11 protein-coding genes are annotated in these 12,371 nt (G+C 56.7%); 4 read left to right on the top strand and 7 right to left on the bottom strand.

Annotated features, from left to right (window positions below; translation table 11 throughout):
• Positions 1–51: 51 nt before the first annotated feature.
• Positions 52–705 (top strand): TetR/AcrR family transcriptional regulator, encoded by a 654-nt coding sequence (locus PR017_RS19085; RefSeq protein WP_111220926.1) that lies wholly within the window; start codon positions 52–54, stop codon positions 703–705.
• Positions 706–949: 244 nt separating this feature from the next.
• Here the strand turns inward: PR017_RS19085 and PR017_RS19080 are convergent, their stop codons facing one another.
• The 7 genes from PR017_RS19080 to PR017_RS19050 form a co-directional block, all read right to left on the bottom strand.
• Positions 950–1,132 carry a hypothetical protein gene (locus PR017_RS19080; protein WP_111220927.1) on the bottom strand — a complete coding sequence of 61 codons (183 nt, stop codon included), beginning with the start codon at positions 1,130–1,132 and terminating at the stop codon, positions 950–952.
• Positions 1,133–1,480: 348 nt separating this feature from the next.
• A complete protein-coding gene (locus PR017_RS19075; RefSeq protein WP_279619549.1) occupies positions 1,481–2,914 on the bottom strand; it encodes an MATE family efflux transporter in 1,434 nt (477 codons plus the stop codon).
• 228 nt (positions 2,915–3,142) lie between these two features.
• Positions 3,143–3,514 carry a hypothetical protein gene (locus PR017_RS19070; protein ID WP_278333019.1) on the bottom strand — a complete coding sequence of 124 codons (372 nt, stop codon included), beginning with the start codon at positions 3,512–3,514 and terminating at the stop codon, positions 3,143–3,145.
• 585 nt (positions 3,515–4,099) lie between these two features.
• Positions 4,100–4,894 (bottom strand): aldolase, encoded by a 795-nt coding sequence (locus PR017_RS19065; RefSeq protein WP_111218108.1) that lies wholly within the window; start codon positions 4,892–4,894, stop codon positions 4,100–4,102.
• Between the two features lie 95 nt (positions 4,895–4,989).
• Positions 4,990–6,159, bottom strand: coding sequence for a PLP-dependent transferase (locus PR017_RS19060; RefSeq protein ID WP_111218106.1), 1,170 nt, complete (start codon positions 6,157–6,159; stop codon positions 4,990–4,992).
• A gap of 61 nt (positions 6,160–6,220) precedes the next feature.
• The gene (locus PR017_RS19055) at positions 6,221–6,940 is read right to left on the bottom strand and encodes a GntR family transcriptional regulator (RefSeq protein ID WP_206423129.1); all 720 of its coding nucleotides are present in this window, start codon (positions 6,938–6,940) and stop codon (positions 6,221–6,223) included.
• Between the two features lie 86 nt (positions 6,941–7,026).
• Positions 7,027–9,009, bottom strand: coding sequence for a glycoside hydrolase family 5 protein (locus PR017_RS19050; protein ID WP_111218104.1), 1,983 nt, complete (start codon positions 9,007–9,009; stop codon positions 7,027–7,029).
• A gap of 194 nt (positions 9,010–9,203) precedes the next feature.
• Between PR017_RS19050 and PR017_RS19045 the strand changes: the two genes are divergently transcribed.
• The 3 genes from PR017_RS19045 (at position 9,204) to PR017_RS19035 (ending at position 12,370) form a co-directional block, all read left to right on the top strand.
• A complete protein-coding gene (locus PR017_RS19045; protein ID WP_111218102.1) occupies positions 9,204–10,460 on the top strand; it encodes an ABC transporter substrate-binding protein in 1,257 nt (418 codons plus the stop codon).
• 150 nt (positions 10,461–10,610) lie between these two features.
• The gene (locus PR017_RS19040) at positions 10,611–11,534 is read left to right on the top strand and encodes a carbohydrate ABC transporter permease (RefSeq protein WP_111218100.1); all 924 of its coding nucleotides are present in this window, start codon (positions 10,611–10,613) and stop codon (positions 11,532–11,534) included.
• A 2-nt stretch (positions 11,535–11,536) separates the two neighbouring features.
• Positions 11,537–12,370, top strand: a complete 834-nt coding sequence (locus tag PR017_RS19035) for a carbohydrate ABC transporter permease (RefSeq protein WP_111218098.1) — start codon at positions 11,537–11,539, stop codon at positions 12,368–12,370.
• Position 12,371 lies beyond the last annotated feature (1 nt).

Genomic DNA, 12,371 nt, shown 5'->3' with positions numbered 1-12,371 from the left:
GATCGGTGCCGTCATGAGGAACCTTCAGGATGTCGATACGAACAGGAGACGATGAAAATTACGGTCAATAGTGGCAACGACGCAAAGAGCTCCCAGGCAAGCCCACGTTCAAGAGGGCGTCCCGCTAAGGGAAACGAGGCGAATTTGACGGCGGAGATCGTCGCCGCGGCTCAGGTCCTGTTCCTCGACAGGGGGTACGAGGGCACGAGCACGGATGACATTGCCGCGCTGGCGAAATGCTCTAAGAGAACACTGTATACGCGCTTCGCCACGAAAGCCGACCTGTTCGAAGCGGTTATCATCGACTTCACAAAACAGCGGCGGCCCCCGGCCGAGTTGTCGCGGCTTGGAGGCAAGACGCTTTCTGAAGAGCTTCATACGGTCGCCGAGAAGCTGGTCGATGCGTTTCTGGATACGCAAGTGCTGGCGCTGTATTTCCTAGTTCACAGAGAGGCGAGAAAGTTTCCCGAACTGATGCGAATCGCCGAAGCTGCCGGAAGAAAGCACTCCCGAGATCGGCTAAGCTCTCTTCTATACAACGGCGGCGTCGAGGACGCGGTTTTTTTAGCGGATCAGTTCTATTACCTCATCCAAGGGCCGATGATTCAGGATACCCTCGGCGGGCGGCCCCCGAACAGGGACGCGGCGATCGCCCGGGCCAGGAAATCAGTCGATTTCTTTCTTCGGGGATGCGGGTTCGCTTGAGGTTCTGAGCAAGCTCTAGTTGTAGTCAGACTGGTAGTCGCTTGAGGGACGTCGTTTCTTGCCCGGGTGGTGATCTTGCGATTTGCACTCGCGGGAAAGGATGTCGCCAGAGGGAGCGGTTTTGGCAAACAGGCTTCCAGAGCGTGCGGTTTCGGAACTGAGCTGGGTGAATAAGCCCCTATCCCCGCTTAGAAGGGGCTATCGACAAGACAGATCACACCCCGGTGTTGCACATGCGATTTTTTCATTTGTTGATTTCGACCCGAGGAAAACCCACAGGATCGCCATCACCTGAGTTGGCGATCGCATGCCGCTCGGAGGCATGGCCGAAATCTACGGCCACGCCACCGATCTTGGCGAAGGACGCCCTGCCACGTGCGAACGCACGGTCGCCAGAAGTTTTCCCGGCGGCGATGTCCGAAGTCACCTTCTATTGCGGCCAATGAACGATAACGCCGGACGGAACACCGGTGTTCGGCCCGACTAAGATTACGGCGTTTTTCTAAATACTGGCTACCTCACTCTTGGCTGAACAATGCGTCCGGGCCCGGCTCGAATAGTCGGTGATCTGGTCCGGAGCCGAGAGCCGCAGGTCGATGCGACGGTCCGCGCCCTTGAACGCCACGCCTGACCAGAGGCTTGAGAAGCCGAAGACTTTCGATTCCGTCGGCGATCTTAGAAGCTCGGCAAATATCCGAAATTGATCGCTGGCACTTGTTGGCTAGAGTTTGGCTCGGGTGCGCAGTTCGTTGTGCGCCTAGAAGGGCGAACTTGGCTAATGCTGGCCGCGGGACGGCTGCGGCCTCAGGGAGCCTGAGCCCTCATCGGCGGAGGCGTGAAACCAAACGCCAGAGCGTATCGCCAGCGCCAAAAGTGTGGAATAGACAACAAGTGCGATTGCCATGGCAGCGTATAAGCCTTGTAGCGAACCTGAAATCTCTACCGCAAGCCATCCGCCAACTCCTGCAACGGCCAGCCGGAGTAATCCGCAACACATAGGCCAACGCAGTTGGCCTGCCCCTTGGGAAGCAAAGTAAAGAGCCATGCCCATCCCGGAGAACCCGTAGACGGGCCCGATCACCTGCAGGTAGCTGACGCCTGTATCGATAGCCCCGGCAGCATGGCTGAACAGACTAATCCATTCATGAGGAAATATCGCAGCGATGATACCAATCGTTTCCGTAATTGCAAACGATAGAGCAGCGCCCGTTAACGCAATCTTGATGGCTCTATCGCACTGACCGGCGCCGATATTGGTCCCTATCAAGGCAACCATCGGAGCGCCGATCCCGAATATCACGGGCATGAGAAGGTATTCAAGCCTTGCAGCGGTACCGAAGCCTGCGACTGCCTGCACGCTTGAATGAGCAGCCACAATCGCCGTTGCCACGCCTATCGTGACATTCGTGAGCACAGAGTTGACAGATGAGACGGCGCCCAGCCGCGCTATGTCTCGAAAGCGATCAAAGCTCAGGGCATCACGTCCGAAAACAACGGCATTTCGGCCTGACAAAATATACCATCCGAGAATAGCGGTGCCACAAAAGTTATAGAGCAACAACGCCAATCCTCCACCGGCAACCCCCATGGCGGGGACTGGCCCGAAGCCAAAAATCAGGAGCGGCGACACAAAAACAAGCACAATCGCACCGCCGCAGGTGACGATACCCGGTACAAGCACGTTACCCGTACCACGCACGATACTAGCTAGGCCATTCATCAGCCAAACGAATGCCATTCCGCTGAAAACAACATTGGAATAGATGAGAGCAGTCTCAATCTCACTGCCACCGCCGCCTAGCGCCCGATAAATCCGCCGTCCGAAAGCCAGCATGATCGCTGTAAATATGAAGCCAAGAATGACGTTGATGATGATGGCGTGGGTCGCAAGTTGATTTGCGTCCGCGTTTCGACCTCCGCCGAGCGCGCGCGCAATCCCTGACGAAATTGCTCCGCCGAATGCACCGGCAGACATCATCTGCATCAGCATGACTGCAGGGAACACGAGCGCCATTCCGGCGAGCACATCGGTACCCAGATGGGATAGCCACCAAGTCTCTATGAGCCCAGTCGACGCCTGTACCAGCATGATAAGGACGTTTGGCCAGGCTAGGCGAACAAGCATGGGCAGGATCGGATCTGTGAGCATGCGCCGGATGCGTGGATTCATAGGTGACGGTTGGGCAATGGCGTCCGTTGCATGTGTCATCGGGTTCCCTCGTCCTTACGCGCAAAACTCTAAATCTATTAATGGATGGCGCCCTAATTTTATTGCCCATGCAAGGCCAAGTCACGCTCATCGGATCAGCGTCCTTCAAACGTTTCGAAGTTAGAACGCATCTGAGCTTTGAGCCGTTTGGAAATCAGAACTGCCACGCTATGACCCTGGAATCAATATGCGAGTGAGCTCTTCACCGTGCGAAATCCGGTATCACTTTTATCTCTGGTCGTGCACAACACCCATGATATCGCCAGACCGCGATACGCTCACAAGCAGGTTGTCGCCGCCACGGGTTGCCTTGACCAGATAACGTTCGCCGACATCCTGAACATTCCTCACTCGGTAGCCGCGACCTTCAAGCAAGGTAATGACGTCACCCGGTCCAAAGCTAGACTGTTGCCCGGACCAGCGGTTCTGATCGTCATGATGGCGGTTCCAAGAATCTAGAAAGTTGGATTCCGTGTTCCCGTCGACCGAGTAGGGATCTGAAGGCTCGCCATCGTAGATTACGACCTGCGGGAAGGCCGGTACGGCGGCGATAGCGGTCAGAGCAGCGGCCGCGGTGAACGCGATGACATGACGTGTCATGAATTTTCCCTTTGACTAAAACGCTCTACCCGGTCCTATTTGGCGACCAAGTTAGATCGATGTTTGGAGGCGATGCGAAGCTCAATGACATTATGAGCCTTGCTACTGTTGCAGTGTGTCGTTTGTTGTTACAAAATGTTGGAGCCACCTTTACGGATCAGACTGCGGCAGTACGGCAGTGGCCCCTTGTCGACTGTCGTTCGAATCCAGAGGACAGGAGGTGGGAATTTCGGTGGCGCACTTGCGTGGCATCGTGCACCTGCCATATTAATGTGCTTACGGGGAATTGGTATCGAACATAGAGCTGTCGCTGGAACAGACATTCCAGAAATAGGCTTTATGCAAAAAAGCGTGGCGTTTCAGACGCTTATTCAATTCGGCCATCCGGTCGCGGGTTCAATACCGTTCAAGCGCACGGTGCAGGCCCATGCTCTTGGCCTCGAGGAACTAAACATAAGTTAGGTCACCAGTCACTGCAGTAATAGATACCCCTGATACCCTAGCCGATAATATTATGAAGCGGAACGAATGAGTACCTCGCCTTTGATATAAGCGAGCGCCAAATCGGCCTTTCGCGCGAAACATTCATTCCCTGAACTTCGGTTCTTCTCTGGTCAGAGTCCGCTTTATCGAATCCAAATGCAGTATAGCGGACTCCGGATCGCCTTCCCGCATCTGTTGATAGGCGGCCTGCGCGATATCCGGAGCGACCGGCTCGACCTTTCGTCCGGTCGAGAGCGCCAGCGTTTGCACTTCACATGCTCGTTCCAGGTAATACAGGTCGTCCCACGCTTCAGCGATATTGGGCGCACACACAATGACGCCATGATGCTTCATAAAGACGATGTCAGCATCGCCGATTGCGCCGGCTATGCGGTCTCCCTCGCGAACGTCGAGGGCCAAGCCGTTATAGGCACTGTCGACCGCCGTTCTCCCGTAGAATTTCAATGCCGTCTGGCCTGCAAAAATCAGAGGGTCGCCTTCGGTCATGCAAAGCGCCGTCGCGTAGGGCATGTGGGTATGGAAAGCGGCTTTGGCCCGCGGGATATTTTTGTGGATTCGTGCATGAATGAAGAAGGCAGTAGCCTCAGGTGCGCCATTGCCGGAGATCACATTGCCATGGAAGTCACAGATGAGCAGCATCGATGCTGTCAGTTCACTGAAGGCAAATCCATACGGATTAACAATGAACAGGTCGTCGTAACCGGGCACGACAGCTGAGAAATGGTTGCATATGCCTTCCTCCATGCCATATCGCGCCGCCATTCGGAAGCAGGCCGCCAGATCGACGCGGGCGGCCCAGATTTCCTCAGTATCGAGGTCGGGTTGGTTTGGCCCGCTATATCGCGACAGTGGAGGCGTATTGAGCGAGTTTGCCATATGGATGCTCCAGCTTTCCGGCCGAAAAGGCCCTAGTTCGAGATCTTGTGGAAGTACCTATGCTGTCGGATGCAGAGCAGGTGACGCCATCCGGGTCAGCCTGCCGCGGTCGCGATTGCGTTTTCGAGATCAGCCCAGAGCGTCTCAGTGCCTTCAAGCCCAACGTGCAGGCGAACGGACCGCGGATTGATGCCGAAAGTTTGCGCTGAGTTCGGTAGCGCTTTTTGCTGAAGGACGACTTCCGCCGGCACGACCAGACTTTCATGGCCGCCCCAACTGACGCCAAGCTTGAAATACTTGAGCGCATTGCAAAATATGCTGACATCGATGCTTTCCTTGAAAACAAACGAAAACAGCCCTGATGTCCCCGTCAGACCGGCCGGCAAGCCCCCGGCTAAGGTGGGATGATAGACTTGCTCCACCTGCGCATGCGCTTGCAACCGTTGCGCAATGGTGACTGCCGAGGACTCGTGCGCCTTCATGCGGATTGGCAAGGTGCGCAAGCCCCTGATGATGAGCCACGCGTCGAACGGTGACAGCTTGCCTCCGAGATAGGGATAGGCTTCTGAACGGATACGCCCGACAAGTTCCTTGGAACCGGCCACCACACCGGCGACGACGTCGCTATGACCACCGAGATACTTCGAAGCCGAATGAAGAACCAGATCCACCCCGAGCGACAAGGGTTGCTGAAAGACCGGCGTTGCCCAGCTGTTGTCGATGACCGTCAGAACCCCGAACTCGCGGGCATGCGCTGCGAGCGTGCCGACATCATGCGTTTCCATGACCCAGCTCGTCGGGCTTTCCATGTAGAACAGCTTGGCTCCAGGCAAGGCTTTGCGAACTTCGCCATGGTCGCGCCCATCCACATAATCCACGCCGACGTTCATGCGGGCCAGCAGGGTGCCGAAAAGCCGAAAAGCGTCGGGATAAATATGCCGCACTGCGACGATCCGGTCGCCGGGCTTGACGAAGGACAAGATTGTAGAGGCAATCGCCGCCATACCGCTGGCAAACCCGAGTGCGTCGTCGGCACCTTCCAGTTTCGCAAGCATGTCTTCGAAGGCCCGGACCGTTGGGTTGAGGCCTCGCGTATAAACAGGACGGCTTGTCTCTCCGCGATATGTCGAGACCATTTCTTCATAGCTGGAGAAGGTGAACAGCGAGGTCTGTACTATCGGCGGCACCACCGCATCATAAGCATTCGCCTCATCATGGGCGACGATGCGGGAAGCCTGCTGAAGAATGCTATCCTCAAAATCCATGTGCATTTCCTTTGAAAGAACGCCGGCGACGTTGCCGCCCTGGGACGCTCGGTACCGGGCGCTACCGTTCACGTGTGAACGGTTTCCGCTCGCTTGTTGGAGGGTTTGTCTCTTCCCGCGACCGCAGATGGTCCGATAGTTTCTGCCCCTCGGTAAGGTTATGCTGCTCTGACAGTGCCCCAGCCAGCTCTGGGCTGCCGCCGATAATGGCATCGACGATCGGTCGGTGCTGCTCGATGATTTCGTCGCCGCTGGCGATCAGCGCATCGCTGGAGCGGATCGATATTCGTATCTGCTGCTCGATGAGCCCATATTGAGCAATCAATCGATTATGCCCGGTCAGTTCTATGATGGCTTTGTGAAGGGCAAAGTCAGCTGCCGCGATCGCACTGCCGTTCGCCGTTTCGCAGGCAGTGATCACGCTTTCGAATGCGGTTTGGATGACTTTCCTGCCATGATCGTCAATTGCTCTTGCGACAAGCTGGGCCGCAAGACGCTCTATAGCTGATCGCAATGTGTAAAGCTCCCAAACATCGACGGAGGTCATGCTGATGACACTCCAGCCTGTGTAAGGAATGAGGGTCATCAAGCCTTCTTTTGCAAGCTGGTGCAGCGCACTGCGCAACGTCGCCCGGGACAGACCCATTTCTTCCGATAGCTGGAGCTCCGTGATGCGTTCGCCCGGCGCGATGCCACCATTGACGATGGCGTCCCGCAGCGCGTCCGTTGCCTGCACCTCGATAGGCATCTTCACGATCGGCGAAATAGAGCGCAGTGCCATCGAATTTGTTTCCTCCACGATCCCCGGTCTCAGTGACGCGAGCGGGCTGATATGACTATCTCTTTCTTGCGACACCTGCCCCGGTGTTACAAGTTGGTTTCGGGCTTCACCCGGATTTCCAGCAATCCGTGCGCAGCGCGGATCAGTGCGCATTGTGTCGCGCTGTCGTAGACGACGCTTGCCGACGGGCCGTTCGTTTCGATGATGGGCTGGTTGCCGAAATGGAGCCGCGGAAGATATATTTCGCTGTCCGCCTCGATGTCACCGTTGACCTTGATCTCCGCATGGAAAACACGATGGTCGGCGGCGAACGACAGTCGGATCAGGTTTCCCTGCGCAAAGCGCACGAAGGGGCGGCAAAAACCCTCGACGGCCCGCCCGCCCGAGTTCGGATCCTCGGGATTTTCGCGTTGGTCAACTGAGTAGATCGAAAGATCCTCTTGGTTCCAGCCATCGCCGATCTCCAAGGCGTTGCGATTCGACGCCGTATAGTTCCACAGCGTGCCATGCAGCTTCAGTTCATCAAACGCTTCATATGTCAGCGTCAATGCATCGATGTGCTGCTGCCAGGGAGCGCTGCTTCGATCGCCTTTTTCCCAAGCTTGGTATGCGGCCGCGCCATCGAGGTCAAACGGGATACCGAATTCGCCAATGAGCGTCGGAGCGCCATCAGGCCCTAACGTCTTGGATAGATCGGCAATGTCCTGCATCTGCTTCACGTAGCTGGCCTTGATGGCTTCACGGCCGTAAAGCATCTGGCCAGTGGTGAAATCGTAAGCCTGTTCGGCATTGAAGCTCTTGGTGTACAGCGTCGAGCTGTCGTACCAGTGGCTGGCATTTACTGCATGCGATGGCATGGCCTTAGGGAAGGGACCGCCGACATAGATGCTGTATGGCTCTAGTTCGGCAAACAATGCCCACGACGGATTGAAGGCCTGTATGGCCTTTGCAACCCCGTGGAAAAGCGGTGCATAGGCGTCTTCGGCGGCAGTCACCGGGCGGATCTTGCTACCGCAGAAGAAATCTTCATCGATCGCGGTAACCTTGCCATCTTTCACCGTATAGGCGCCGGCAGCCTCGAACGGGCAGGCTTTTCCCGGCAGCCAGATCGATACGCCGTCGGGATTGATGATCTCCTCATCGCCGACCGAAAACGCACCTGTGCCGGGATCGCGCAGGATGCGCGGCACCGATACCGGAATTCCCTGGGCGGCCAGCAGATTGTCGAGTGGCGACAGAGCAAGGCCAATGCGCGGGTTGGAGGGATTGTCGGCACTGGGCCGCAAATGGCGATAGCTAATCTGCTTGCCGATCCAGCCGGGCACGGGCTCGTTCAACGTGTCGAAGCCTAGCACGTTCGGGAGGTCGGCGACCCGCGCTGCGACCGCCTTCATGGCGCCGATGTAGTGCGACTGCAGGAAATCCTGCACGTTGACGCCGTCGATCAGAAAGTCCGGCGTAAAGAGCCGTCCCGTGAAGAACAGGGTCCACATGATGCCACCGGGCGAAAGCCGATGGTTGGAGCCCCAGGTCATCTGGGGATAACTGTCCTGTCGACCGCCCAGAGCATAGTCATATTTCAGCTGCATAACGTGCGAGAGGCCCGCCGGGTGGAACTTGGTAAAGTCAAGTCCGACAGCCTCAAAGACCCATCCTGGAGCGCCACTTCCGCCCGTCATGCGGCTCCACGCATCTTCGTGAAAGTCGACAAAGACATACATTCCGTATTCTCCGGCCTTGCGGCAAAGGGCCGTGAAATAATCCAGATAGGCCTCGTCATAGATGCCCGGCCCTTCATGCTCCACCGCTTCCCATGTGGTCAGCAGGCGGAGCACGTTGAACCCCCAGTGCCTCAATCTGCCAAGATGCTCGTCGGCGTCCTCCAGAGGAAAAGGCCGACCAATGAAGCTGACAGTCCGATGGTCGGAAAAATCTGACGGGTGATTGGTGCCGCCGTAGGGGTAGGGGAATTTGCAATCGCCACCAAGATTGACGCCCCTTAACAGAGCTTCTCGGCCTGCGCTGTCGCGAAAAGAGGCGCCGCGGACTGTAAGAGGCTGGAGCTGCATAATTCTATCCTGCTTGCTGTTTCACTGATGGGCCGGTGCTGGCGACGCCTGCAAGGGAATGCATAAGCGGCTTTGGGAAACTACGCAAGATTGGCGATTGACAATTGTCGCCAATCTTCTTTACAAAGTTTTCAGATGTCCTGGAGACCCTGGCCATCAAGCATGCTTAGATCATACTAATAAAAGGGGATTGCATGAAACGGTTAATTCTTGTGGCCGCAATGTCGTTGATGGCCAGCACCGCGTTCGCGGATACGAAGCTCAAGATCGTTGAAGTCCTGACAAGTCCGGAACGGACCGTCACATTGAAGTCCATCGTCTCGAAGTTCGAGGCGGCCAACCCGGGAACGACAGTCGAGATCACCTCGCTGCCCTGGAGCGAAGCATTCCAGAAGTTCGCCACCATGGTTTCGGCAGGCGACGTGCCGGACATCGTCGAAATGCCTGACAATTGGCTGTCGCTTTACGCAAACAACGGCCAGCTCGAGAGCCTTGAGCCATATCTTGCCAAGTGGCAGTACACGTCCGATCTCACCGAACAGGCGCTTGCACTGGGCCGCGATGTCAAGAACACCGCGTACACGCTGCCATACGGCCTCTATCTGCGGGCGATGTTCTACAACAAGAAGCTTTTCGCTCAGGCGGGTGTGAGCGAGCCGCCGAAGACCATGGATGAGTTCCTCGACGTCTCCAAGAAGATTGTCGAGAAGACCGGCAAGTCCGGCTATTGCCTGCGTGGCGGTCCTGGCGGCCTCAACGGCTGGATGATGTTCGGTGCCTCCAACGCCGGCTCATCCGATTTCTTCACGAAGGATGGCGTCTCGACGCTGAATGATGCAGGCTGGAAGAAGGGCCTGAATTTCCTCGTCGATTACTACAAGAAGGGTCTTGCTCCGAAGGACAGCGTCAATTGGGGTTTCAACGAGGTCGTCGCCGGCTTCTATTCCGGCACCTGCGCGATGCTGGACCAGGATCCGGATGCTCTGATTGCAATCGCGGATCGCATGAAGCCCGAGGACTTCGGCGTGACTTCCATGCCAAAGGGTTCAGACGGCAAGGCTTTCCCGACGATCGGTTACGTCGGCTGGTCGATGATGGCCAAAAGCGAGAACAAGTATCTCGCCTGGAAGCTGCTCTCCACGCTTGAAGGCCCAGAGGGCAACATGGAGTGGAACAAGCGGGTCGGCACTCTGCCCGTTTTGAAGTCGGCCCAGAAGGATCCCTTCTATGCTTCGCCCCAGTTCAAGGGCTGGTTCGACGAGCTTGCCGACCCGAACATGACGCCGATGCGGATGCCGACGTATTTGCAGGAGTTTGCCTACTTCAAGGACGTGCTGACGCTCAAGACGTCGCAGCAGGCCTTGCTTGGCGAGATTTCTGGTGATGCCATGGCAGATCAGTGGGCGGACTACATGACCAAAGCCCAGAAAAAGTTCCTGTCCAGTAAATAAGCTCGATGATCGATAATGAATGGGGACAGGGCACACGTACTCGCCTTGGTTCCGTTCCGGCTCCAAAGTCGTGGCGGCAAGGGCGGCGGCGTACTCCCAGCGCAGCCCCCACCCGCCACGATGAGGATGCCATCCAGAAAGGTTATCCGCATGACGTCCCAGTTCTCGAAGGGTCGAACGCCGCCATTGTCCATGCGGCTGAGCCGTATGCTAGAGCCATATCTCTACACCGCACCGTCGGTGTTGCTGATTATCGCGCTCATCCTGGTTCCTCTCGCCCTCGGCGTTTCCTACGCCTTTCAGGACGTGCAGATCCTCAACCCGTTTTCCGGCGGCTACATAGGGCTCCAGCATTTTAAGGAAATCCTTGGAGACAAGATCTTCTATGGTGCCCTGTTCAATACCATCTGGTGGACGGCGGCCTCCGTCGCTCTTCAATTTGTGTTCGGACTCTTTCTGGCGCTTCTGCTCGACAAGCCGTTTTTTGGCCGCGGCCTTGCCCAAGCCCTGATTTTTCTGCCTTGGGCCGTCCCGTCATTGCTGATGGGGCTGACCTGGGCGTGGCTTTTTAATCCAGTGGTAGGCCCGTTGCCGCACTGGATGAGCGCGCTTGGTCTGCTGTCGCAACCGAAGAACATCCTCTCCGACCCGGCGACCGCAATGTGGGGACCGATCATCGCCAACGTTTGGGGCGGGATACCGTTCTTCGCGATAACTTTGCTTGCCGCCCTCCAGTCCATTCCTCGCGATCTCTATGAGGCCGCCGCCATCGATGGGGCCTCGCCGATCCAGAGATTTTTCTCGATCACCGTTCCATTCCTGGCGCCGACGATCTTGATCACAGTGCTTCTTCGGACGATCTGGGTCGCCAACTTCGCCGATCTGATCGTCGTCATGACGAATGGCGGACCGGCTGACCACACACAGATCCTCTCGAGCTACATCTTCACCATCGCTTTCAAGCAGCTGGATTTTGGCTACGCCTCAGCTGTCGCGGTCGTCTTGGTGCTGCTGCTGTTCATCTACGCCGCGCTGATCATGGTGTTGCGGAAGAGCTTGTTGAAAGGTCACTGATAATGAAGACACCGAAGCTCGTTCTCACCCTTCTACACAGGCTAGCGCTCCTGCCGTATCTGGTCTTTGCCTTGTTTCCCATCTACTGGCTGATCAAGGTCTCGATCACGCCGACCGATCTCCTTTATTCCGAAGGCGTTCGGTTGTGGCCCTCTCGGGCAACGTTCGAGCACTACGCCTATGTGCTGACCAACAGCGATTTCCCGATCTTCTTCAAAAACAGCCTTATCGTATCGCTGGGGACGGCATTTGTGGTTACCGTCCTGGCGTCACTTGCGGGCTACGCCATGTCGCGCTTCACCTTTCGAGGCAAAGCCGCCATGCTCGCCCTGATGCTGCTGACCCAGATGTTTCCCCTGGCTATGCTGATTGCGCCGATCTTCAAGATGTATTCGACGCTAGGCCTAACCAACAGTCTTTTCGGCCTTATCATCGTCTACAGCGCTTTCAACATTCCCTTCGCCACCTTCCTGATGCAGTCCTTCTTCGACGGCGTGCCGCAGGATCTGGAGGAAGCCGCGATGATTGATGGTGCGACGCGCTTCACAGCATTCCGTCACATCATCCTGCCGCTAACCTTGCCGGGAATTGCCGCGACCCTGGGCTTCGTCTTCACGGCTGCCTGGAGCGAGTTGCTGCTCGCCCTGATGCTCATCTCGCAAGGGTCGGTATCGACATTCCCGGTCGGCCTGCTGACCTTCGTGTCAAAGTTCTCGGTAGACTTCGGCCAGATGATGGCTGCCTCCGTGATGGCGCTCGTTCCGGTCGGGATCTTCTTCTTCGCCATCCAACGCTTCCTCGTCCAGGGCCTTACCGCAGGCGCCGTCAAAGGCTGAA

This window comes from Rhizobium tumorigenes (genome assembly GCF_003240565.2).
In the GTDB taxonomy this organism is placed as follows: domain Bacteria; phylum Pseudomonadota; class Alphaproteobacteria; order Rhizobiales; family Rhizobiaceae; genus Rhizobium; species Rhizobium tumorigenes.
The sequence above is the reverse complement of the archived record's forward strand: the minus strand, read 5'-3'. Positions and strand labels throughout refer to the sequence as shown.